Source organism: Myroides sp. 1354 (assembly GCF_030324495.1).
Lineage (GTDB): Bacteria > Bacteroidota > Bacteroidia > Flavobacteriales > Flavobacteriaceae > Flavobacterium.
This window is the reverse complement of sequence record NZ_JACAGN010000007.1, coordinates 45724-69766: the sequence shown is the minus strand read 5'-3', so window position 1 is coordinate 69766 and position 24043 is coordinate 45724. Positions and strand designations below refer to the sequence as shown.

Below are 24043 nucleotides of genomic sequence, written 5' to 3'. Positions count from 1 at the left end.
AGGTGATATAGTGTTCCTAAGAAAGGTTTTTCAAACGAGTACTATTGCGAATTGGAGCAAGTAGATGTTTTATTCTGTCTAATCTTAATCGTATAGAAGTAACCTAACCCATACCCTAAACTTGGAATAATAAAAGAAAGTAAGGTATTGATGAGTAAAAAATTAAAATCAGAACTTGTTGTCGATTCTACGAGCATATACCAATGGGAATTAAAGCCGAGGATGAGAAAAAATAACGTTAATGCCGTATTGTTCGAACCAAAAAAGGGAACATTTCCAAAGCCACCATTGCTAATAATAAAGGTTAAGAGCAAAAGTATATTGAGTACAAAAGGCCATAATACGGAGCGATAACGTTTAAACGTCAAGGCATTAAAACAGCTTGACGTTAGAATAAAAATAAAAGCCAACGACAGCAAAATATAGAGGTATCGGGTATCGGCATTAAGAAAAAAAAAGAGCAATATTCCCACTACTGCTGCAAGGCAATAGGTTAATAAAGCATAGTTTGGTTTGAATATGTAAGGCTTCATATAAGATCGTATTAGGTTCTGGTGAAGATAATAAAAAAAAGAAAAATCAAAGGTTTTCAATTGTTTTACTTCTTTATTTGTTTGAAAAGTGTAAATGAATAGCCATGAAATGCACTTGATTTTGCTATTTGTTCAACGTGATGATTGCGAGTCATGATTTGTGTTTCACTGTTGTTTTTTCTAATAATCCTATCCTTTTTTTGAAACTTCTTTAGCAGTCAAGGGGATTGTTGTTTTAAAACTTAAAATTTCTTGTTGTGTGAGGTTGTGTTCAATTAATTTAAGATGCAATTGCTTGATTCCTACTGGTATTTTGATTTTGATTTCTTGTTGATAGTTATATCCATATATAAGATTGCCTTCTTTGCCAAAACCTCCTTTTGGTTCTACATAACAAGTTAGTGTTAATTGATCATCTTCAATTTCCTGAATCATTTGAATGCGGTTTAATTTTCGCGCTTGTAGGCCAGAAGAACTATACCAACCTTGTACACGTACAATAGCTTTGCGTCCCCAAAAGGAATGTTGAATCTCGCGTAAAATCATTAGAGGTTCTAATTGAGGGTTTTCTCTGTCAAGCTGTTTCGTTCGTTCTTTTCCGCTGTAGGTATACTGTGTAGGAGTGAGTATCAAAGGAGAGGAACTACATCCTACGAAGATGAAGAGTAAGAAAGAAATACAATACAATTTCATAAAGGGTATCTTTATTTTCGGTCTAAATCCGTAATTAATAAGGGATTGTTTAGACGTAAGTTTAGCATTAATTTTTCTGTCTCTGATAATTGGGGATTTTCCCATAAGAGATCCAATTCTTTTTGGGTGATTCCTACCATTTGTAAGAAATCTACTCGCCCATGAGGGGTATCAATCGACCCTAACTCTGGATCTGGTACAAAGGCAATACCCACCAAATCGGTATCATACTCTAAGCGAATTGGACTATTGGTAGGAATAAAGTGAAAGGCTTCAAACCATTTTCCTGAATCAAACACGTATTTAGCAAGATTCTGCATCAAATTCATGGCCCAATGGATGTTTTCATCTCCTTGTTTCTTAATGCGAAACGTCAATTCAAAACCAAAACCACTGTATTCTGCCTCTAGTTTTTCTTCATCATAGTACAAATTAGAAAAACCATAACTAACTAAATGAAAGTGATCTTCTTGTTGTGTACTTTGGTATACACTCATTCCATCCAAAGGATTTTCACCCCCCAAGGAGAAAGGAATTGAATTGCCAAAATGTTGAGGATCTTGATCTCCGTATAGTTGATTTAATGCTGTAGTGATGCAATCCCATCCTACAGCATCCTCTTCGTTATAGTTGTATTTATATTCTTCTAGTGTCATAACTTCTCTTTTTACGGTGTATAAAATTAATCTAAATGATTAGCTGAATCTATCCCTAATTATAGGGGAATACAGGGTTTATTTTTGTAGAAACTGCTCCAGACAAAAAAATCGCTCATAGAAAACTATGAGCGATCCAGAACAAAATTGTAAGTAATAATATAGTTTTTTTCAGCGCAATTTTTACTTCATCTTACTTAAGTCAAAATTCACTCATTTTCGCTAAATGCGAAATCCCTAATTATAGTTAATTTTTACACTAACTTTTGAATAAAGCGGTATAAAACAGGTAAAGCGTACACACTGTATTAACTTTGTATAGAAATTGCCAGAATTTGAGATAAAGAACAAGGTAACTACTATAAAATGGAGCTATTTCTTGGTAAATAGATGGATGAACTATTATTAAATCCTTACTTTTGCGAACAGATTATTTGAAAAATAGCATATGAATCTTAATCTTTTTCGCAAAACAGTCTGGAATGGACTGCTGTATTTTTTGTTTTTTATTTTCTTATTTGCAGTTGGACGATTGGTTTTCCTACTGAGTTATGGAGCTTCCGATGTGTTTGAAAATGAAAAGGGAAAGATTGCTGAAGCTTTTATTGTAGGTGCGCGCTTTGATGTGTCTGCTATTTGTTATGGCTTTTTACCTCTCGTGCTTTTTTGGTTGAGTTCCTTGTTCATACCTAAAAAATACGAATTGGGCTTTAGCAAAGTTTACGCTGGTTTTGCCCGTTATTATTTATTGTTTGTAGCTGTAGTTTTCTTAACATTGATTATTATTGATTACTTTTTTTATCAATTTTTTCAGTCTCATATCAATCTACTGTTCTTCGGTATTTTTAATGATGATACTACAGCCGTATTAACTTCCGTTTGGACGGATTATCCTTTGTTGTCTATTGGTTTGGTCTATGTAGTTGTTGTGATTACGTGGTTGTATTGGAGCAAGCGCATCAAGCGAAAAGTGATACAACCTGCTGCTGCTCGTGCAAAAATCTATAGCTTAATTGGGTTATTGATTTTTCCACTGTTCTTTATTGGAATGAGAGGAAGTGTAGGCGTATTTACGCTGAGGAGAGAACACACCAATATTTCTAAAAATGAATTCGTAAATTCACTGTGTTATAATGCTTTGTACTCGTTGAAATTTGCAAATTCTGAACGAAAAGAAAATGCGATAAATCCCGATATTGACAGAGAGTTAGAGGCGAATGGTTTTGCAAGTGCTGAAGAGGCACAACTAAGTTATAAAGGAGAAAGCGAAAAACCCTTGTTTAATCAAGCGTTATTCACTCAAACTCAACACAATGAATTTTTAGCTCAACATCCGCCTAATGTGGTATTTCTTCAAATGGAAAGTATGAGTAATCACTACTTTGATTTGAATAATGATACTTTAAATTTACTAGGTGATTTGAGTAAGGAATTGCCGAATCTCTATTATTTTAAAAATAGTTTATCGGCTTATAATGGTACAATTCAAACCTTAGAGGATTTCATCTTAGGAACACCAAAGACGATTATTTCTCAATCGGTATATTTTGATACTCCTTTTACTAGTTCTATTGCTTTGCCTTTTAAAAAGAGCGGTTATGAAACTTATTTCTTAACTGGAGCTAGTATTTCTTGGAGAAATATTGACAATATGATTAAGAATCAAAAGTTTGATGTGATTCAAGGTAAAAATTTCATCCAAGAGAAGTTTCCAAATGCAGAAGAATTTGCTTGGGGCGTTCACGATGGATATCTCTTCGATTATATTCGAGAAACACTGAAGGAATCGAAAACGCCTAAATTCATTTTCGGATTGACGATTAGCAATCACACACCTTTTGAAGTACCTTCTTATTATCACAAGCAGGAGATTAGGATGAGTGAGGAGATGAAGAAGAAAATTCGCGTAGATGAAAAAACAGCTTATGCTAATTTTTATTCGCATCAATATGCAGCTTCTGAATTAGCGCGTTTCATCAAAGAGATTCGAAACTCACCTTTAGGGGAGAATACGATTATTGTTGCCTCAGGGGATCACAACATTCGTCAAGTATTTGAATACACACCAGAAGAAGGGTTTTTGAAGCGAAGTGTCCCTATTTTAATGTATATCCCAGAAAAGTATAAACCTGCTTTTTTTGATGGAACTGTATTGGCTTCACATAAAGATATTTTTCCAACGATTTTCAATTTAGCTTTATCTGATGCTCCTTATTTTTATACAGGAGATAATCTTTTTGATCCAACAGTAGAACATCGATTTGCTTTGAATGATTATAGTTTTATTGCCGATGACAAAGGAGCAATTGCTATTGAAAATAATCAACCGTATTATTATACTTGGGTAGATAAAGAAAGAAGAAAGTTACAAGGAGGAGATAATTCTTCCAGTCACGCACTTTATTTGCAACATCGCATGCAAGCATATACCGTGATGAAAACAGTGGAAATTTACAAGAGTATCAATCAACATCAAAAAATGAAATAGGTTTTATCTTAGGTGTTTTTTTATTTTTTCTTTGTTTTTTTAATTGTAAATACTTAATTTAAAGGAAAATAAAAAGTAAAACCTATGAAAAAGTATCTATTATTACTTGTGTTTTTCTTAGTAGTAGGAACACAAGCTTTCGCTAGTTCTGGTGGAAATGCAGGAATTTTGGGAGGTGTTGGATTAGGAACTATTATCGCCATTGTTGCCTCATGGTCAAGAAATAAATCCGTGCTTTGGGCTATCATTCACGGATTATTAGGGTGGATTTATGTCATTTATTTTGTATTGACACCCAGTAAAAAATAAATAGAAATAAGAGTAAAAAAAAAGAGATTTGGAAAGGGCCCAAATCTCTTTTTCGTTATGAAATATCTCAGCGTATCGCTGTGATTTTTTCGGTCAACATCAATTAATGATTGTGTAAGAACGCTTGTCTGTTTAAAAGTGTTTCTTCACTTTCAACGTGGTTGTCGTCTGGAATACAACAATCCACAGGACAAACGGCAGCACATTGAGGCTCTTCGTGGAAACCTTTACATTCCGTACATTTAGAAGGAACGATATAGTAAAACTCATCCGATACAGGATCTTGTGCAGCATCTGCATCAACTTCTGTACCGTCAGGTAAAACAACAGATCCTCTTAAGGCTGTACCATCTTTATATCTCCAATCGTCAGCTCCCTCGTATATCGCATTGTTTGGGCACTCAGGTTCACAAGCACCGCAATTTATGCATTCGTCAGTTATAATGATTGCCATAGCTTATATTTTGTTTTATATGTATTAACTTTGCTACAAATTTACACCCAAAACATTTCAGAAACAAATCAATATGGATTTAGAAGCTAAAAAAAAAGCATTCGTAGCGTTAGGAGATTTTTTAAGACAATTTGCTACAAATGAATTTGTAAAAAGTGAAAAAGTTGAGCATAATGATGCTTTTTTCTCTTCATTCGAAGCTTTAATCGAAACATCTGTACATTACAACGGATGGTTTGTAAAAGAACAAGTGCTTGTTGCTGTTCAATCTTGGGCAGCTGCCTTGACAGAGGAAAATATCACCAAGTGGTGTTCTGCCTATGATTTTTCAAATGAACCGTTGAAGAAAGTAGGTCTTATCTTAGCCGGTAATATTCCTCTAGTAGGATTTCACGATTTATTAGCTGTTTTGCTTTCTGGAAATATCGCTTTGATTAAATTGTCGTCTAACGATCAAAAACTATTGCCTTTCTTGACTAAATACTTGCAAACAGTAGAACCTCAGTTTGCGGATCGCTTGATTTTTATCGAAGGAAAGATGGAGGGATTTGACGCTGTTATTGCAACTGGAAGCAACAATACCGCTCGCTATTTTGATTATTATTTTAATGCAGTTCCTCATATTATTCGAAAAAATAGAAACTCAGTAGCCTTACTTACAGGAGAAGAAACGGCAGAACAATTGACAGCATTGAGCAAAGATATTTTTACTTACTACGGATTGGGATGTCGAAGCGTTTCCAAGTTATTTGTGCCAAAAGGATATAATTTTGATGCATTTTTTCAAGGGATGTACGCACAAAAAGAGGTGATTGAGTACGAGAAATACGCCAATAATTACGATTATAATAAAGCTGTTTTTCTAATGAGCGAATTTCAATTATTAGACAATGGATTTTTAACAATAAAAGAAGATGCTTCTTATGCTTCGCCCATTTCTTCGGTATATTATGAATATTACGATACAATTGAAGAAGTAGTAGAGCGATTGCGTGAAGATCAGGATAAAATACAGTGCATTGTATCGAATGAATTAACAGAAGATAGTATTGCATTCGGACAAACCCAGCATCCACAGCTTTGGGATTATGCAGATCAAGTGGATACACTAGAATTTTTGCTAAAATTGTAAATTATGAAAGAAGTACATAACTTTTGTGCGGGTCCTAGTTTGTTGCCACAAACGGTATACGAACAAGCCGCTCAAGCCGTTCTCAATTTTGAACATACGGGAATGTCTATTTTGTCTATTTCTCATCGAAGTAAAGAATTTATTGCTGCTCTTGAAGAGGCTAGGCAATTGAGCTTGGAACTATTGGGATTGGATCAAAAAGGTTATGTTGCTTTATTTCTACAAGGAGGAGCAAGTATGGAATTCTTGCGCGTTCCTTATAATTTGATGCAAAAAAAAGCCGCTTATATCAACACAGGTACTTGGTCAAGTAAAGCGATTGAACAAGCCCAAATGCTCGGAGAAGTTGATATTGTAGCGAGTTCAGAAGATCAACAGTTCTCTTATATTCCCAAAAACGTAAGGATAGAAGAGCTTGTTGATTATGTTCACTTTACCTCGAATAACACCATTTACGGGACCCAGTTCAATTATATCCCTCAAACGGATGCACCTTTGGTGTGCGATATGAGTTCGGATATTTATTCACGTGAATTTGACTGCGAAAAAATGGATTTAATTTATGCCGGAGCTCAGAAAAATATTGGTTCTGCAGGGGTTAGTTTGATTATTGTCAAGGAAGATATTCTGGGAAAAACAAAACGAACTATTCCTCAAATGTTGGATTACCAAGAACACATTGCGAAGGATAGTTTGTATCATACGGCCAATGTATTTGCCGTTTATACTTGTTTGTTGAATCTGAGATGGCTCAAACAGCAAGGCGGAGTAAAGGTTATGGAACAACTAAATAAAACGAAAGCCGATTTGTTGTATCAAACCATTGATGCATTGGATTTTGTATCTGGAACTGCAGCAGTAGAAGATCGATCAAAGATGAATGCTACTTTTACCTTCAAAGAAGAGGGAATGAATATAATCTTCGATCAATTATGCCGAGAGGCAAATATTGCCAATATCAAAGGTCATCGTTCTGTGGGAGGCTATCGTGCTTCACTTTACAATGCTGTGACATTAGATAGTGTTGAAGTGCTTACAGGTGTTTTACAGCAGATGAAAACAAGGGTTTAATAGACTAAAGAATAAAAAGAGCATGAGAGTATTAGCCAATGATGGGATACCAGAACATAGTAAACAGGAATTAGAATCATTAGGATTTGAAATAAAAGAAGTACGCGTTGCTCATGAGCAATTGGTGACGTATACTAAAAAAAATGAAATTGACGTTTTGTTGTTACAACAAGGAACCTTGTTGAACAAAACCATGATTGATGAGTTAAAACATTTGAAAGCCATCGTTTTTGCAGGAGTTGTAGTGAATCTAGAGCTGATTGATCACATCAAAAGCAACGGAATTACCGTATTTTGGGCAGAGGAATCTCTAGCCAATGCTACAGCAGAAATGGTACTCGCTCATTTGTTTAGCGGGGCTAGATTACTGCAAGAGGCGAATAGAAATATGCCGTTAGAAGGAGATACGATGTTTAAATCCCTTCAACAATCGTACAGCTCAGGTATTGAAATAGCGGGAAAAACATTGGGAATTATTGGAATGAATCTAGCAGGTCAGTTTTTAGCACAAAAAGCCTTAGGATTGGGAATGCATGTAGTGTATACTGATAATGCTACCCCTCAAGTGAAAACAGAATTTGAATTGCCTAATGGAATTGTTTTTCCTATTAATATGGAATCGATTGCAATGGATGCTTTGTTGGAACAATCGCATTTTATCTCTGTGCATACGAAATATTTCCAACGTTATATTGTCAATAAAGAGTCGTTTGAAAAAGCTGAAAATTTAATAGGTGTCATCAATTGTGCTTATCCAGAAGCTATTAATGAGGTGGATTTAGTAGATGAGGTGAACAAAGAAACTATTCTTTTTGCGGGACTAGATCGCTTTGAAGAGGAGCCCCATCCTGTTATTCAAGTCTTGATGCAACCTGCGTTTTCTCTTTCGCCTAATATAGCAACGGCAACCCATGAAAGTCAGCACCAAGTTTGGTCTGAAATAACTGTTAAAATAAAAGATTTGTTGAATTAATTGCTTAGTTTTATTTGAAATAATAAAAACTATGGTAGAGCAAATTACAAAATTAATTGAGCAGGTAAGTGCAAAAGAAATCAGCGGATCTACAATTTCAACAGATCTAACTTCAGCAGTTACGAAGGAAACAGGTGAGAGTATCATCAATGGTTTTAAAGACAGTATCAGCAGTGGTAATATCAGTGGTTTAACTGATTTACTAGGAGGCGGAGTAAGCAATTTAGCATCCAATCCGATGGTATCAGGAATGATTGGCAACTTAATTTCAGGATTGACAGAAAAAATCGGATTACCAGAAGGTGTAGCTTCTAATTTTGCAGGTAGCGTAATTCCTTCTGTCATTGAAATGATTGTTTCTAAAGTACAGGGAGGAGAAAGTGGTTTCCAATTAACGGATTTAATCGGTGGATTAAGTGATGGCAATGGTGGAGGATTAAAAGATATGTTAGGATCTTTAGGCGGAGGAAAAGAAGGACTTGGAGGTGCGATAGATGCTTTAAAAGGCTTATTCTAGTATTTAGTCAGATATAAAAAAATAAAACCCAAAAAGTTTATTCTTTTTGGGTTTTTTATTTTATTTATTAATGTGAAATAGTTGATTTTTTAAAGTTTATGATTTTTTTTAGTTAAAAAAATAGAGTTGTGTTTTTATTTTTATACTTTGAGGGTAAAAATGAAAATTTTAATTATCGAACCTAATCCTTTACTGATAGAAGGGTATATAGCTGTGCTAGGAAATGAAAAACATACTTTTTTGAAGGTGGCTAATGGCCAAGATTTTTTTGCGCTCTTTACCAAAGCAAAAGATTTAGATCTAGCCCTGATTACAGATCATAGTATGGATGTTTTTGAAAGAAAATTAAAAACAGGTTTGGATTGCGCGTTGTTTATAAAAAAGAATATTCCGTATTGCAAGATCATTCTGCTTACAGAACATAAGAAAGTACTTGTCTTGTATGAGTTGTATAAAAGAAGAAAGGTAGATGCATTACTGGTCAAATCAGATTTTACTAAAGAGTTGTTTTGCGATCTAGTAACCGCTACCAAAATCGATTTCCCTTATGTAAGTCCTAGTGCAAAAAAAGCAATTCAGACTATGCAAAAAAATGCTTCTTTATTGGATTCAAAAAATAGACACATTATCTATTTGCTAGCTCAAGGCTATCGCATGAATCAAATAAGTGATCAAATTTTGTTGAGCAGGAGCGCGATTCAGAAACGAGTATCTAAACTATTAGTGGCGTTTGATGTCAAAGATTATCAAGAATTGTTGGATGTGTTGAGGGAACGTGGAATAGTTTGAATTTTTAATAGATTCCTATAGTATAAAGATATATTAACTGTTTTGATAAAAAAAAGTGGTCAGAATTGCTTCCAACCACTTAGAATTTATTTTTTTTTGAGAATTAAGAAATTATGGCTTCACTGGGATAGAAATTTTTTCTGCATCACCTTTACTTGTTATATCACCTATTCGACATGTTCGATCAGATGATTGATCACAAACGTACCCCACTTTTTGGGCATAAACACTTTGGTTTAGAATAAAACCTCCCATAATTGCCAACAACGCAATTGTAATTTTAATTGTTTTCATGATTTTTAAATTTAATTAGTTAATAATTATTTTAGATATTTATTATATCTCCGAATGAAAATATTTTAATTTTGTCTTTAGAGTATATTTTTTGAATGTATGAATTATTAATCTTTTGATTCTTTATCACTATAAGCTTGCTGTTCTCATATTTGCCAGTTTCTAAAGAATAATAATCTAATAGAATCCCATGATTATATTTATTAAAGTAATTTGAAAAAACTACAAGTTTCTTTCTCGAATTATTAAGACATACACCTTTTGTGAAAGATTTAAAACTTTGAGATAATGTAAAAGTATTGTTCCTTGCGTAAATAGCAGGTAGTGCGGTTTGGTCAGATAGTATGAAAGTTTTTAAATACGTTAAATCACTTTTGAATAGGATAATTTTTGGGATATTGTAATAGGTGTAACTGAAATAACCATTTCCATGTTGAGTAAAATACCCATCATAAAGAAGAATATTTTCCATTTTGTAAATAGTATCAGATTGATTTGTTAAAATATTATTTAATTCACTATTAAGGTTTAATTTATATATACCTATATTGTACTTATTTTCGTTTTTAATAGTTGAATAAATAAGAAATTGTTCCTTATTTATTGGAAATGCGTTGTAAACAGAATCTTTGATCTTTTCTGTTTTTAAATTTTTTTTGTTTATCTTAAGAAGTGTGTTTTTGTTGTTAATATAATATAAGTAATCATTATCAAAACTGGAAATAGTAATTAGATCGTTAATATTGATTGAAATAGAGTTGATTAATTGAGAAGAGTTAATGTTGTATTCGTTAATATCTACTGATGTATAATTTATTTTATATGCTAAAAATTCAGGCTTATTATAAGAAAAAGATAATCTAGGCATTGTGTAAATATTCTTGACAATATCTGATGAGTTGCTCTCTGTCTTAATGACATTTCTATCTATGTAAACCTCATCATTAGTAGAATTTATTTTGTTCTTTATACTGAAAAAAATAAAAATTAATGTAGAAACAGCTATAAAAAGAATGGATATTGCTCTTTTTTTATTTTTCATTTTGATACAATTTTAGATAAGAAAAAAAAGACAAAATACATATGGATGTATTAAAAATAAGATGTCTTGTATATCCTAAATAGTTTAATAGACCACCACAACCACAAGAGGAATATTTATCAAAATGATTTAAGATGATAATGTAGATCGAAAAGATTAAGAAAATTATAGATAGAAATAAGAAGCCTATTTTTTCTTTGATTATTAATGTGATAACAGTACTTATTTCCATTATTATTACAAAATAGGATAATGGAAGTATGAGCCAATTATAGAAAATTTGGGTATTTTCTATACTTAAAACAAAAGAATTATAGTTGATTAGTTTTTCAATTACTGACAGGAGTAAAAAGAAGATACAGAATAACAATAAAAAGTTTTTGATATATTTCATAGTATTAGTATTAATAGGTAGCTTGGATTGGTGCATCGTTTTTAGCTCTTAGTTTGTTGTTCCCTAGGGTATAACTTAAATTGACCGCGATAGAAGCATAATTTTTTATTTCGTTCGATTTAAATCGCGTATCTACAATATGGACCTTGTCATAGCTATCGGAATAAAAACTAGTTGATTCTTCTTTCGCTTTGATGAAAGGATTGTTCAGTACTAGAGCCACTTTTATATTTTTATCGCTAAACTCTTTTTCGACAGTTACACTCACAAAAGGATGTTTTATTTCAGTTGATTCAAAAGGTGTATAAAGGTCAAAATTGGTATAAGAAGAAGAGAGCTTTAAACTAAAACCTTTGTTGAATTGATATTTGGCATAAAAATCATAACCAAGTACGTATTTTTCCGTTGTATAATCTACTAGATCAAACTGACTTCGATTCAAGGTGAATAAGGATTGTATGATAAAATGATCCGTTAGTTCAAAGAAACCTCCTACTTCCATGATATAACGCTGAATTTTTCCCGCGTTTACAGTTGTTTTTAATCGTTCAGCTGCATCAGATTTTACTAAATAATTGATTGGAGCGTTGTGGTGCGTTTGGAATTTACCTCGTGCAAAAAGTTCTATTCCACTTTTTACGGTGTAATTAAACTCTAGAGATAAATGATCTGTATTACTCCTTTTAATCCCATAATTATCAATTGTTGTATTGAGGTTGTTGTCTATACTATTTTGTTTATTGACGTCGTAAACAGAAATTAATTGATAAGAATTGAAGTAGTTCAAATAGATGGAGTAAGACTTTTTAGTAAAGGCTAGCGTCGTGCTATTTAATAAAACTGGATCATTTTTATTAATGAGGTTGTAAGAAAAATCTATAGCAAGGCTAAGGTTATTCGTTAGCGCTAAGGTGCTAATAAAGGCAAATTTATGACGTTGATTGGTTGCGTTATCTTGCGTTTTATTCTTCATAGCGGATTGATAGTATGAATAATATACATCATATCGAAGGGGGAGGTTCAATAGTGTTCTATTGCTTTTACTTATCATAAGATCAAAGTTCAATGCATTGTCATACAATATATTGTTCCATTGCTTGTTGATATAATACCCTTTGTTACTGTATTCGTTATAGGTGTACAAAAACGATGTGTTCAGGGACGTACTGTCATTAAAGATATGATTGAAAAAAAGAAAAGAACCTGTATTCAAATAAGCAATATCTTGCCTGTAGGTATTTACAGTTTCCTTGGGGTGGATTGTATATTCACTGGTGTTTATGTTTCTAGGCGTATACAAGAATAGTGTAGCTCCAAAGGAGTTTTTTTCGTTTAGCTTAACATGAAGGTCTGGCTGTATCGTTATACCATCTGAAATTGTTTGCTCTTTGCTACTATTTAGTTCTGAACCTGCCGAGTAGGTTGTACTATTGCTTTCAAGCATCGATTTTCCAAATCTAATAGGCAAGGATATCGATATGTTATTTTTTTTGAAAAAGGAATTAGCATTTAGAACATAGCTTTCTTTCGTCAGATTGTATCCAAGTGATAAATCTTCTCTAAAATAATCGAGTACATTTTCTTTCAGTATAATGTTCAATACAGGTTCACCAGTATTACCATAAGCGGAATGCCCATAGGGAATAATTTCAATCGATTCAATGTTTTTAGGGTCGATATTTTCTATTTTTCCAATCGTTTTTTTTTCATTAATAATTAGCGTTACCTCTCTTCCTTTGTAGTTTATTTTTTCTCCCTTTATAAAAAATAAGGGGATGTTTTCTATTACTTGAAGCACGGTAGGATTTTCGCCCAAAAGCTGCTTATTAATTTTGTATGTAATACGACCGGCATCGTTTTTTGCAGGGGAAACATAGATGAATAATTCTGATAAGGTTTGATTGTTTTGCTCTAGAACTAAACTAGGATTTTCATTTAGTTCTTCCCAACTATACTGTTTACCGATATAGTTTTCTTTAAAGAAAAGGAAACTAGATCCATTCGTTCCACGAATAACTACTTCTCCTTGTTGGTTTGTCTTCAGTTCTTCTGCAGTAGAGACATTAAAGCATACAACTTCTTCAATAGGGAGAAAAGAATAATCGTAAATCTTTATTTTTAGTTCTTTTGTTTGAGCTACTATTGTTATGCTGAAAAAAATAAAAAACAACAAGAAAACCTCATTCCTCTTGATTATTACATTATGGCTGTTTTTGTTTCTCATAGCGTAAAATTCATTTCGTTTATAATCATTTGTTGTGATACAGATATGAAATTAAAATACAAATCCTGTACTAAAAAATAAGGCTCGAAAACTTAACAAAAAAGGGTTAAAGTGATCAAAATAAGTTAATTAAGTAATCAAATAAATAATTGAAAATATAGGATTTAGTCGATTGTTATGCTATAAGTAGAAAAAAGGTTAAGCTTGTTTTACTCCTGTTTTTTTTAGGAGTGATATTTATTTTAGTACCTTAACACAACTAATAAAACACTACTATGTCAACCCAAGCTTTATTACTTGATTTTTTGCAATTTCTGAGAAAACCTAATACTAAACCTCTTATTCATCATAAAAAGCAAGCCCTGTTTTTATCTTTTAAGCTTTGGCTTTGTCTTTTTGTATTCATCATTTTTGGAGGCGTGTTTTTGGATTCTCTTGTGGATATTCCTATGCATGACCGTTTTGAAGAGGTCATGGAGCAAATAGGTATTTGGGGATTCGTTGGATTCGCAGTTATTTTAGGTCCTTTTTTGGAAGAAATTGCCTTTCGATTGGCGATGCGTTTCCGTTTGAGAAATGTGATAGTGGGTGTTACCGCCTTTATCGCTTACATGACACAAGCTGCGTCTTACCTTGCTGAAAAGATGAGTGCTAACGGAACGTTATATCTCTATACTTTTTCTGGTCTGCTTTTGGTTGGATTTCTTATTTTGTGTGTCAAATATCCTTCTCGTTTAGCGAATTGGTGGACTGCTCATTTCCCTCTTGTTTTCTACATCGCTTCTGTTTCATTCGCCTTGATTCACATTTTTAATTTTGAGGAATTTCCCTTGCGTGTTGTTCTCCTCTCACCTTTAATTACTTTACCTCAATTGGTATTGGGATTCGGAATGGGGTATTTGCGTATGCGTTTTGGGTTTTGGTATGGTTATTTCTTTCATATCTTAAATAATGGCTTTGCTGTTAGTGTTTATTTGCTCTTGCAATACTGATAAACTCATGTAATAAAATGATGTGGAATGGTAGACAAATACCTATATTTTTTTAATTTTGTTCTAAATAATTGAAGATATGAATAGTATCCACTGGCATACAAAAGCATTTGAAGAATTGACGTTGGACGAATTGTATGATATCATGCAATTGCGCATCAATATTTTTGTGGTTGAACAAAATTGCCCTTATCCTGAGTTGGATGGAAAAGACAAAAACTGTTTACACGTATTTGCTACACAAGGTGGTAAAGTAGTGGCGTATGCAAGAATTGTACCTCCAGGGTTGAGCTATAAAGAGATTTCAATTGGTCGTGTTGTTGTACATGCAGATTATAGAAAAGATGGCTTAGGACGAATTTTAATTGATTTGACCCTCGAGAAAATAGAAGAAGAATTTAGTGTACAACCTATTCAAATCGGTGCTCAAACTTATCTAAAGAAATTTTACAGCTCTTTTGGTTTTGAACCCGTTTCAGAAGAATATTTGGAAGATGGTATTCCGCATGTGGATATGATTAGAAAAGGGTAGTTGTTCGTTGTTGGTTGATGTGATGAGAAACACACAACACACAGCAAACAACAAACAGCAAACAACACACAACACTCAACACACAACAAACTATACTTGTTTCAATTTCCATTTTCCTCTTCTAAAGGCGACAAAGGCTAAAACTGCAATTAGTGTTTCTGCTGCGGGAATAGCAATAAATACGCCTTCCGGTCCCCAATTGAAATAATAAACGAGGGCATAAGCAAGGGGAATTTGAAACAACCAAAAACCAACAAAATTTAAAATAGACGGGGTTAAGGTATCTCCAGCACCGTTGAAGGCATTCATCAAGGTCATTCCTACGCCGTAAAAGATAAAACCACTTGCACCGATGTACATGGCTAAGATGGCAACGGATTTGATATCTTCTTGTGTGGTAAAGATAGAAGCTAAGTAATTGGCCATCGTAAAGAAAATAACCGTTACTACAAGCATATAAATGACGTTGTATTTTAGTGTGGTCATTACTGATTTTGCAGCACTTTGAGGATCTTTATTTCCCAAGTGTTGTCCTACTAACGTGGAAGCAGCATTACTCAATCCCCAAGCGGGTAAAATAAAGAAAACCATTAAACGCAAGCAAGTTAAGAATCCTGAAGAACCAATTTCACCACTGCTTTGAGCGACAATACGCGCTAAAATTACCCAACTACAGGTTGAAATCATGTATTGAATCATTCCAGGAATAGCGATTTTTAAAATATGCCAAACCTTGTCCACCTGCATTTTGAAATAATGCCATTTCAGTTGAATCAAGGAATCTTTACGCGTTAAGTAATAGATCTGATATAAAACACCTACACTTCTTCCAATCGCAGTAGAATAAGCGGCTCCATCTAATCCCATTTCTGGAAATATCCACCAACCGCGAACGAGAATAGGGCAGAGGATGATGTTGAATACGTTTCCAAACCATAAACTCTTCATGGCAATGGCCGCATTTCCTGCACCTCGGAAAATCCCATTAATCAAGAAAAGCATCATAATAGAAACACAGCTCACCAATAAAATGCGCGTATAACCATAACCATATTCGGCTGATTCCTCTGAAGCGCCCATCCAAATAAGCCAATCTTTGGCGTAGATGAATCCCAAAATACTTAGTATAACCGTTATTATAGTGGCAATGGAAATGGCTTGTGCTGCGTTGATTGAGGCTTGTTCTCTGTCTTTTTCTCCGATGCGACGCGCAACAATTGCCGTAGCAGCCATGCTAATTCCAATGCAGATGGCGTAAATAATAGATAATAAAGACTCCGTTAGTCCTACAGTTTGAATAGCAAAGGCACTCTCTTTGAGGTGGCCAACAAAATACAAATCAACCAAGGCAAATACCGACTCCATTAGCATTTCAAACATCATGGGAATCGCCAATAAGAGCACAGCCTTGTTGGTCGGAATCTTTGTTAAATCGAGGCTTTCATTGGAAAAAGATTGTTTGAACAGTGCTAAAACACCTGTTTTTGTGGGTACTTGAGTCGTCATATAGCAATAAAAAAGTAAGCAAATGTATTATATTATTTAAAAAAGAGGCGTATAAATTATACCAATGGTTTTGGTAGTCATTCTGTTGAAGTATCTTTGTCTTATGTTAGAAATTTTGTACCAAGACGAATACATCGTAGCGATTAATAAACCCCGTGATTTATTAGTGCATAAATCTTTTATAGCGAGTGATATTCAGGAATATGCCATTCAGATTTTACGCGATCAGATTGGACAATATGTTTATCCTGTGCACCGTTTGGATCGCAAGACATCAGGGGTGTTGTTATTTGCGTTGAATAAAGATGTTTTAAAGCAGCTCAACGAAATTTTTGCTACGCGACAAGTAGAGAAAAAATACATTGCTATCGTGAGAGGGTATACAGAAGAGGAGGAGACGATTGATTACGCTTTGACGAATGACAACGGGCAATTGCAAGACGCCAAGACTTCTTATAAAACCCTGCAACGTGTTGAGGTTAATATTCCCTTTGGTAAACATCCTACTTCGCGTTATTCCTTGGTTGAGGCCTATCCAGAAACAGGTAGACAACACCAATTACGCAAGCATTTCAAGCATATCTTCCACCCTATTTTAGGGAGTAGACCCCATGGGTGTAATAAGCAAAACAAATTGTGGTTGGATCAGTTTGGTCTTACAGCGATGTTGTTGCACGCTGTGGAATTAACCTTTGAGCATCCTGTGACTAAAACGGCTATTCACTTAAGAGCGACTCTAGACGAACAATATGAAAAGTATAATGCTTTATTGGGATTTGATCTACAAGCCTATTATAACTAAAAAAAGCCCAGCTTAGCTGGGCTTTTTTTAGTATATAGAAGCGAGTTTATATTTCGCTTAACTTATCTAAGGTGTATAGAATCAATTGGTCTACTGCTGCGTATGGATCTTCCGAAAAAGTTCCATTTGCTCTATTAGCAATAATGGTATTCAAAGAAACTGCATGATGTCCTAGTAATTTAGCTAGACCATAAATAGCAGAAGTTTCCATTTCAAAATTAGTGATACGGTAATCATTAAATTTAAAATTGTCAATTTTGTGATTTAATTCAGGGTCTTGAATTTCCAAGCGCAATACACGTCCTTGAGGGCCATAAAAACCACCTGCCGTTCCAGTAATCCCTTTAAACGTTTGTTCACTGCTTAGTTTTTCTTCTAACCACGAGCTATTTTGAATGAAATAAGGACGTCCTTTTCTCATATCCCATTGCGTGTGGGCAATAAAAGCTTCCTCCATGGCATAATCGGTAATATCTTCGATGAGATAAGAACGCATCATATTATCCAATCCTAAACCATACTGCGATAGTACAAAACTATTGACTGGAATATCTGCTTGTAAAGATCCCGAAGTACCAATACGGACAATATTTACGGAAGTTAGTTCTTTTTTAATTTCTCTTGTCTCCAAATCAATATTGAATAAAGCATCAATTTCGTTGACTACAATATCGATATTGTCAGGGCCAATTCCCGTAGAAATGACAGAAAAACGCTTGCCTTTATAGGTTCCAGTATGCGTTTTGAACTCTCTTTTTTGCGTTGAAAATTCAATCGTATCAAAATGTCTTGAAATTCGATCTACTCGATTTTGATCCCCTACAAAGATGATATTCTCTGCTAAGTGCTCAGGTCTTAAATTCAAATGGTATACGCTACCATCTGGATTTAAAATAAGTTCAGATGATTTTATTTTCATAGTCTTTGTTATTAACCGCCTACACGTTTTACTTTGTAGCCTTTTTTCTGTAAATACTCCATGATTTTATCGCGAAAATTGCCTTGAATGATAATTTCGCCATCTTTAGCGCTTCCACCAACTCCACAAAGCGTCTTTAAGTCTTTGGCCAATGTTTTTAAATCATCGTCGTTTCCTTCGAAACCTTTGATAATGGTGGCAATTTTACCACCTCTATTTTTTTTATCTAAATGAGCTTCTAATCGTTGTTCTCCAGGAGCAAGTGTTTCCGTTTCTTCGTCTTGTGTAAATTCAAAATCTTTATTCGTCGAAAAAACAAAACCCCCAAGGTCTTCTAAACTGCTGATTTTTTTTGCCATTATTGTAAATTGGATTTATAGATCTAAAATTATATGGTACTAACTCAAAGATACTGATTTCCTTGTTGAGTTGAAAGAATATTTAAATAGATAGAGGAGAGAGGAAAATAGATAGAGGAGAGAGGAAAAGGGAGAGAAGTATTCTCCCTTCTATCTCATTAGCTTCATATTCTATTTAGTTATTCATCTACACTTCGCTTCGATTTGATTTTAGTGTTCGATGAATATATCTCACCTATTTTATATTTATCTCATTAGGTTTACATTTTATTTGGGTATTCGATGAATCTCCACTGCGTTACGATTTCCATTTTCCATTTTCCATTTTCCACTTTCCTCTCTCTTCTCTCTTCTCTCTTCTCTCCAATTAGCTATTTAATCAAACCCAATTCGACCAAGCGTTGGTGTAAGAATTCACCTGCTGTGATATCGTCAAATTTTTTAGGGTTTGCTTCATCAATGCAATTGTCTAAGCAGTTTAGTGGCATTTCGCTTATAGGGTGCATAAAGAAAGGAATCGAGTAGCGAGATGTACTCCATAATTCTCTAGGCGGATTTACTACCTGGTGAATGGTTGATTTTAGACGGTTGTTCGAGTGTCTTGATAACATATCTCCCACGTTGATTACTAGTTCATCATCTGCGGCGATGGCATCAATCCACTCACCTTTGTGGTTTTGTACTTGTAAACCTTTTCCTTGAGCTCCCATTAATAAGGTAATCAAGTTGATGTCTCCATGAGCTGCTGCGCGAACGGCATTTTTCGGTTCATCTGTAATAGGAGGGTAGTGGATCGGTCTTAAGATACTGTTTCCGTTTTTGACAAATTTATCGAAGTAAAATTCATCAAGTCCCAAGTAAAGGGCTAAAGCACGTAAAACGTAAACTCCTGTTTTTTCCAACATTTGATACGTCTCTTTTCCAATAGGGTTGAATTGAGGTAATTCCTCAACAGTTACATTGGCAGGATACGCTTTTTCTAACTCGGGATTGTCTTCGACATACTGCCCAAAGTGAAAGAATTCTTTTAAATCTCCTTCTGATCTTCCTTTGGCGTGTTCTTTTCCAAAAGATACATATCCTCTTTGGCCACCAATGCCAGGAATTTCGTATTTCTTTTTGGTTTCTAAAGGAAGGTTGAAAAAATTGCGGACTTCTGTATACAGATTCTCAACAAGTTGATCGTCTAAGAAGTGTCCTTTTAATGCTACGAATCCAATTTCTTCGTAGGCTTGGCCGATTTCATTTACAAACTTTTGTTTACGTACCGGGTCATCCGATAGGAAATCACGTAAGTTAACACTAGGAATGTTTTGCATTTTCTAAGTTGTTATGTGCTCTTACTGTTTTTAGATGAAACAAAAGTAGGTAAAATAGCTCATACTATTGGAATATAACATTTATTTAATAGTGTATGACAAATGAAATAGTACTCCGTTTAATCTTTTTTAGAATGCAGTTTCTTTATTTTTTAAATGATAATGTTAGAAAAAAATGAATTATAATTCAGAAGTACTCTTTTATTTTTGAGTTTTTAGTTGACATTAAATAAGTATTTTTAATGCGAAATATGAATTGTCTATTTTTTTTTTTAAATTTCGATAGAATTAAAAAATGAGAAATATGAAATTACCTATTGTATTAAAAGCAAATGAATTCGTGGTATTAGTTACCGTTGATGTGGATCCTAAATATGAATTAAAAGATATGGATTCTTTTTATGCGAGTTTACCGAAAAGTTTTAAACCCATTTTTCAGAAAAAAGCCAATTCAACGATACGCGTATATTGTATAAGTAATAATGAGGATGATTTGATGTTTTGCTTGCGTCAAACAGGATATAAAACGGCTTTATTGTAAAGATGGACACATTTGACAACGTTAAAATTAGGATACAACTAGTTTAAAACTGTTTCCCTTTTAGGTGCAAACAGTTTTTTTTTGCCCCAAAATGAGGAGGTTAACCTCAAATATCTTTTTTTTTGTAGAAGGAACTTGTGATTCTAGTGGAGAAATGTTGTAAATGCTTTTTTGTTTTTTGTTTTTATTAAGGGGTTTAAGACTAATAGGAGTTAAAAATGTTAATTGAACTCAATGTAAATATTTTGTCTCGGCTCGTGAGTATTTGTTAAATTATTGATTTTACTTCTGTTTTTTGGGCTGTATTATTTTTTTGTTCCTAATTATTTATTTAATTTTATAATTGAAATTCTAAAATAATGAGTAATAAACGTTAAAGTATTACTAAATAAAAAAAGTTCGTTTTTTTTGGTATGTTGTTTGGGATTATCTTTGTAACGTAAAAGATTGAGAATATGATATTGGCTTTAACTGTTTCATTGTTTCCCTCTTGTGGAAGTGATAATTTAACTGAAAAGGGACAAAAAGAAAATGATACAAAACAACTGGATCTCCTGAAAAAAGAGGATTCAGAAGGAGTTTTTTTTAAAATATTAGCACAAGATTCTTTACAGACAATTACCATCAGTAAAAAAGGTATTGTTTATGCTAGTATGAAACCGAATGTGAAAATCGTTTTTCCTTATGAAGAACCTCTAATCGAAGGGGAAGGAAGAGTGTATCGATCCGCTACTGCAAATGAAAAAATTGAAATTGTAATCTACAAAGACGATAGTGCTCGTTCTTTTTTAGATGGAAGATTCGATCATTCTGTAGCTGTGAGTTTGTGTAAGAGGGATGGTGTTGAAACAGATTTTGCATGTTTTGGGCATTACCTATACGATAAAAAATTATCGGGAAATTGGGTGTTTAAAGCTTTTGAAAATAAAAAAATTGAAGAGCTGGGAATTAATCAAATCCCTTTAGTGTGTATTGATGTCAATACACGTAGTTTTTCTGGAAGTGGTGGAAATCATATGATTTATGGTGACCTTCGTTGTGAAGGAGATAGCATCGCTTTTAAAATAGTATTGTCTCCAGATTATGTTTCTTCGAATGAAAGCAGAGAAAAAGAATTGTTGGAAATTCTAGAAGAATGTGATCGTTACGAATTGGACGGAGATGATTTGAATTTGTTAATAGGGGAAGAATTAAAATTACAATTTTTCAGAGATACCTATAACGTATAACATTGGGAGTAAATAATTGAATATTGAAAAAAAGGTTGAAAACTTAATTGTTTTCAACCTTTTTTATATCATCGGGTTTGATGGTGTCTCGTCTGTCTTCTACAACTTTATAAGCATTGACAATGCGCTTCACTAATTTATGACGCACAATATCCTTGTCATCTAAGTAGAGCATTCCTATTCCTTCAACATCTTTTAGAATTTCAATGGCTTCTTTTAATCCAGAGGAAACTTTACGCGGTAAGTCAATCTGCCCAGGATCTCCTGTAATAATGAATTTGGCATTTTTTCCCATACGCGTTAAAAACATCTTCATTTGAGAATGTGTGGTATTTTGAGCCTCATCCAAAATGACAAACGCATGGTCTAAGGTTCTACCTCTCATAAAGGCTAAAGGTGCAATTTGAATAACGCCTTTGAATAGATAGTCTTCTAAGGTTTGTGGAGGAATCATATCGCGTAAGGCATCATAGAGCGGCTGCATATAAGGGTCTAATTTTTCTTTCATGTCTCCTGGTAGGAAACCCAAATTTTCACCTGCTTCTACTGCAGGACGCGTTAGAATAATTCGCTTGACCTCCTTGTTTTTTAAAGCGCGAACGGCCAAAGCTACACCAGTATAGGTTTTCCCAGTACCTGCGGGACCTATGGCGAAAACCATGTCGTTCTTCTCTACAAATTTGACTAATTTTTGCTGATTATCTGTCATTGCTTTGATGAGTTTTCCTCCAACACCATGCACCAAGACGTCGTCTAATGCAGTGGTTTGTTGTAGGTCGCTATCCAACACAATGCGCTCAATCGCATTTTCATCAATCTTATTGTATCGAGTGAAGTATTTGACCAAACGGACAAATTTTCGTTCAAATTCATCTAAAACTTCTTCTTCTCCATAAATTTTTAATAGAGATCCTCTTGCGATTATTTTTACTCGAGGATAGAGCTTTTTTAAAACGTCTAAGTGGATGTCTTGGGGGCCCCAAAACTCTTTAGGACTCATTTCCGATAGTTCTATTATTCTTTCGTTCAATACTAATACGAATTAATTAAAAAAATAGTCTAATTTTGTATTTCAAATCTACTATAAAAAATTGATTTTTCTTATAAAAACAGAGACTAAAAAATAATGCAGCGAATAATTACATTAACAACTGATTTTGGATATACAGATTATTATGTAGGAGTTTTAAAGGGGAAGATTTATTCTAATATTCAAAATTGTAATGTAGTTGATATTTCTCATGGAGTGAGAAACTATAGAGTGGCTGATGCAGGTTTTGTTCTTTCCATGGCATATAGTCATTTCCCGAAAGGGAGCATTCACATTTTATCTGTAGCTTCTGCTATCTTGCCTTTCTCAGCTGCTATTTGTGTGAAATATCAAGATCATTACTTTATAGGTACGGATAATGGCGCAATTGCAGTTGCCTTGGGGACTCATGAATTTGAAGAAGCAGTAGCGATTAATCACGTTGAAGGGATGAGCACAAATGATGTTTTTGTGTATTGTGCCTACCAATTGTGTGAAGGAAAAGAGCTTCAAGCCATCGGTCAGCCAATTGAGGCATTGTATAAGATGAACTTATTGCTTGAAAATCTCACCGTTAAACCCAATCTTATTATTGGAACTTATGTGTATGAAGATAAATTCGGAAATCTAGTAACGAATATTTCGAGAGAATTGTTTGAACAAGTAGGAAGAGGGAGAAACTTTGGTATTCGAATAAAAAATCGTACAATTACAAAAATAAATGAATACTACGCCGATTTTAATGTCAATGACCCCAGTGAATTGATGAATAAAGCAGGAGAATTGTTGGCTTTGTTTAATGAAGTTGGACAGTTGGTAGTGGCGATTATGTATTCAACAACAAACGAACCTGGTGGTTCTATTCGAACGCTATTAGGCGTGCATTTAGAAGATCAGTTGTTCATCGAATTTAGTGAAGAGTAATCTAAAGTAAAAAAATATGTTTGTACGTATCGTAAAACTGACCTTACAAGAGGATAAAATCGATGATTTTTTAAATCATTTTGAAAAATATAAAGATCAAATTCGCAACTTTCCCGGTTGTCAATTTTTAGAGGTTTACAGAGATAAACAGCAACCAAATATCTTTTTTACTTATAGTTATTGGTCTGAGGAATCGGATCTAGAAACGTATAAAAAATCAACTTTGTTTGGGGAAGTTTGGCCTTATTTTAAGAAATTATTCAAAGAAAAGGCTGAAGCGTGGAGTGTGGATAAGTACGCTACTTTAAAATAATCGCATTT

The 24043-nt window shown here is 33.8% G+C and carries 27 protein-coding genes; 14 read left to right on the top strand and 13 right to left on the bottom strand.

Features of this window, described 5'->3' with window-relative positions; translation table 11 throughout:
* Window positions 1-41: 41 nt before the first annotated feature.
* The 3 genes from HX004_RS09150 to HX004_RS09140 all read right to left on the bottom strand — a co-directional run bounded on the left by HX004_RS09150 (window position 42) and on the right by HX004_RS09140 (window position 1882).
* Complete coding sequence (locus HX004_RS09150) at window positions 42-533, bottom strand: hypothetical protein (RefSeq protein ID WP_286442192.1); 492 nt, start codon at window positions 531-533, stop codon at window positions 42-44.
* 189 nt (window positions 534-722) lie between these two features.
* Window positions 723-1226 (bottom strand): hypothetical protein, encoded by a 504-nt coding sequence (locus HX004_RS09145; RefSeq protein ID WP_286442191.1) that lies wholly within the window; start codon window positions 1224-1226, stop codon window positions 723-725.
* Window positions 1227-1237: 11 nt separating this feature from the next.
* Window positions 1238-1882, bottom strand: a complete 645-nt coding sequence (locus HX004_RS09140) for a suppressor of fused domain protein (protein ID WP_286442190.1) — start codon at window positions 1880-1882, stop codon at window positions 1238-1240.
* Between the two features lie 448 nt (window positions 1883-2330).
* Here HX004_RS09140 and HX004_RS09135 point away from each other — a divergent pair, with 448 nt between their 5' ends.
* On the top strand, window positions 2331-4370 hold the full coding sequence (locus HX004_RS09135) for an LTA synthase family protein (RefSeq protein ID WP_286442189.1): 2040 nt from the start codon (window positions 2331-2333) through the stop codon (window positions 4368-4370).
* 84 nt (window positions 4371-4454) lie between these two features.
* The gene (locus HX004_RS09130) at window positions 4455-4679 is read left to right on the top strand and encodes a hypothetical protein (RefSeq protein ID WP_286442188.1); all 225 of its coding nucleotides are present in this window, start codon (window positions 4455-4457) and stop codon (window positions 4677-4679) included.
* A gap of 103 nt (window positions 4680-4782) precedes the next feature.
* Here HX004_RS09130 and HX004_RS09125 read toward each other — a convergent pair whose 3' ends face one another.
* Window positions 4783-5133, bottom strand: coding sequence for a 4Fe-4S dicluster domain-containing protein (locus HX004_RS09125; protein ID WP_286442186.1), 351 nt, complete (start codon window positions 5131-5133; stop codon window positions 4783-4785).
* Window positions 5134-5206: 73 nt separating this feature from the next.
* Between HX004_RS09125 and HX004_RS09120 the strand changes: the two genes are divergently transcribed.
* The 5 genes from HX004_RS09120 (at window position 5207) to HX004_RS09100 (ending at window position 9615) form a co-directional block, all read left to right on the top strand.
* On the top strand, window positions 5207-6265 hold the full coding sequence (locus HX004_RS09120; RefSeq protein ID WP_286442185.1) for an acyl-CoA reductase: 1059 nt from the start codon (window positions 5207-5209) through the stop codon (window positions 6263-6265).
* A gap of 3 nt (window positions 6266-6268) precedes the next feature.
* Window positions 6269-7336 (top strand): 3-phosphoserine/phosphohydroxythreonine transaminase, encoded by a 1068-nt coding sequence (gene serC, locus HX004_RS09115; protein WP_286442184.1) that lies wholly within the window; start codon window positions 6269-6271, stop codon window positions 7334-7336.
* Window positions 7337-7358: 22 nt separating this feature from the next.
* On the top strand, window positions 7359-8309 hold the full coding sequence (locus tag HX004_RS09110; protein WP_286442183.1) for an NAD(P)-dependent oxidoreductase: 951 nt from the start codon (window positions 7359-7361) through the stop codon (window positions 8307-8309).
* A 31-nt stretch (window positions 8310-8340) separates the two neighbouring features.
* A complete protein-coding gene (locus HX004_RS09105; RefSeq protein WP_286442182.1) occupies window positions 8341-8826 on the top strand; it encodes a hypothetical protein in 486 nt (161 codons plus the stop codon).
* 159 nt (window positions 8827-8985) lie between these two features.
* The gene (locus HX004_RS09100) at window positions 8986-9615 is read left to right on the top strand and encodes a helix-turn-helix domain-containing protein (protein WP_286442181.1); all 630 of its coding nucleotides are present in this window, start codon (window positions 8986-8988) and stop codon (window positions 9613-9615) included.
* A gap of 111 nt (window positions 9616-9726) precedes the next feature.
* On the opposite strand, the gene HX004_RS09095 is transcribed toward HX004_RS09100, so the two are convergent.
* The 4 genes from HX004_RS09095 to HX004_RS09085 are packed head-to-tail and all read right to left on the bottom strand — an operon-like array spanning window position 9727 to window position 13569.
* Window positions 9727-9909: a hypothetical protein gene (locus HX004_RS09095; protein ID WP_286442180.1), complete on the bottom strand. Its 183-nt coding sequence runs from the start codon at window positions 9907-9909 to the stop codon at window positions 9727-9729.
* 31 nt (window positions 9910-9940) lie between these two features.
* Window positions 9941-10951 (bottom strand): hypothetical protein, encoded by a 1011-nt coding sequence (locus HX004_RS09090; protein ID WP_286442179.1) that lies wholly within the window; start codon window positions 10949-10951, stop codon window positions 9941-9943.
* Entirely contained in the window at window positions 10941-11345 is a 405-nt protein-coding gene (locus HX004_RS17720; RefSeq protein WP_353620009.1) for a MauE/DoxX family redox-associated membrane protein, read from the bottom strand. Before HX004_RS17720 ends, HX004_RS09090 begins: the two co-directional genes overlap by 11 nt.
* Window positions 11346-11355: 10 nt before the next feature.
* Window positions 11356-13569, bottom strand: a complete 2214-nt coding sequence (locus HX004_RS09085) for a TonB-dependent receptor (protein ID WP_286442178.1) — start codon at window positions 13567-13569, stop codon at window positions 11356-11358.
* A gap of 275 nt (window positions 13570-13844) precedes the next feature.
* Between HX004_RS09085 and HX004_RS09080 the strand changes: the two genes are divergently transcribed.
* Both HX004_RS09080 and HX004_RS09075 read left to right on the top strand, forming a co-directional pair.
* A complete protein-coding gene (locus tag HX004_RS09080) occupies window positions 13845-14561 on the top strand; it encodes a CPBP family glutamic-type intramembrane protease (RefSeq protein WP_286442177.1) in 717 nt (238 codons plus the stop codon).
* Window positions 14562-14640: 79 nt separating this feature from the next.
* Window positions 14641-15093, top strand: coding sequence for a GNAT family N-acetyltransferase (locus HX004_RS09075; protein WP_286442176.1), 453 nt, complete (start codon window positions 14641-14643; stop codon window positions 15091-15093).
* 90 nt (window positions 15094-15183) lie between these two features.
* Here the strand turns inward: HX004_RS09075 and HX004_RS09070 are convergent, their stop codons facing one another.
* Complete coding sequence (locus tag HX004_RS09070) at window positions 15184-16599, bottom strand: MATE family efflux transporter (protein WP_286442175.1); 1416 nt, start codon at window positions 16597-16599, stop codon at window positions 15184-15186.
* A gap of 103 nt (window positions 16600-16702) precedes the next feature.
* Here HX004_RS09070 and HX004_RS09065 point away from each other — a divergent pair, with 103 nt between their 5' ends.
* Window positions 16703-17401, top strand: a complete 699-nt coding sequence (locus HX004_RS09065; protein ID WP_286442174.1) for a pseudouridine synthase — start codon at window positions 16703-16705, stop codon at window positions 17399-17401.
* 46 nt (window positions 17402-17447) lie between these two features.
* On the opposite strand, the gene HX004_RS09060 is transcribed toward HX004_RS09065, so the two are convergent.
* The 3 genes from HX004_RS09060 to HX004_RS09050 form a co-directional block, all read right to left on the bottom strand.
* Complete coding sequence (locus HX004_RS09060) at window positions 17448-18320, bottom strand: nucleoside phosphorylase (protein ID WP_286442173.1); 873 nt, start codon at window positions 18318-18320, stop codon at window positions 17448-17450.
* 11 nt (window positions 18321-18331) lie between these two features.
* On the bottom strand, window positions 18332-18679 hold the full coding sequence (locus HX004_RS09055) for a translation initiation factor (protein ID WP_286442172.1): 348 nt from the start codon (window positions 18677-18679) through the stop codon (window positions 18332-18334).
* A gap of 371 nt (window positions 18680-19050) precedes the next feature.
* Entirely contained in the window at window positions 19051-19998 is a 948-nt protein-coding gene (locus HX004_RS09050; protein ID WP_286442171.1) for an isopenicillin N synthase family dioxygenase, read from the bottom strand.
* Window positions 19999-20302: 304 nt separating this feature from the next.
* Here HX004_RS09050 and HX004_RS09045 point away from each other — a divergent pair, with 304 nt between their 5' ends.
* Entirely contained in the window at window positions 20303-20539 is a 237-nt protein-coding gene (locus tag HX004_RS09045; protein ID WP_286442170.1) for a hypothetical protein, read from the top strand.
* A gap of 455 nt (window positions 20540-20994) precedes the next feature.
* Window positions 20995-21768: a hypothetical protein gene (locus HX004_RS09040; RefSeq protein ID WP_286442169.1), complete on the top strand. Its 774-nt coding sequence runs from the start codon at window positions 20995-20997 to the stop codon at window positions 21766-21768.
* 43 nt (window positions 21769-21811) lie between these two features.
* Here the strand turns inward: HX004_RS09040 and HX004_RS09035 are convergent, their stop codons facing one another.
* Window positions 21812-22798, bottom strand: coding sequence for a PhoH family protein (locus HX004_RS09035; RefSeq protein ID WP_286442168.1), 987 nt, complete (start codon window positions 22796-22798; stop codon window positions 21812-21814).
* Between the two features lie 96 nt (window positions 22799-22894).
* Here HX004_RS09035 and HX004_RS09030 point away from each other — a divergent pair, with 96 nt between their 5' ends.
* On the top strand, window positions 22895-23722 hold the full coding sequence (locus HX004_RS09030) for an SAM hydrolase/SAM-dependent halogenase family protein (RefSeq protein WP_286442167.1): 828 nt from the start codon (window positions 22895-22897) through the stop codon (window positions 23720-23722).
* A 16-nt stretch (window positions 23723-23738) separates the two neighbouring features.
* Window positions 23739-24035, top strand: coding sequence for a putative quinol monooxygenase (locus HX004_RS09025; RefSeq protein ID WP_286442166.1), 297 nt, complete (start codon window positions 23739-23741; stop codon window positions 24033-24035).
* Window positions 24036-24043: the final 8 nt, after the last annotated feature.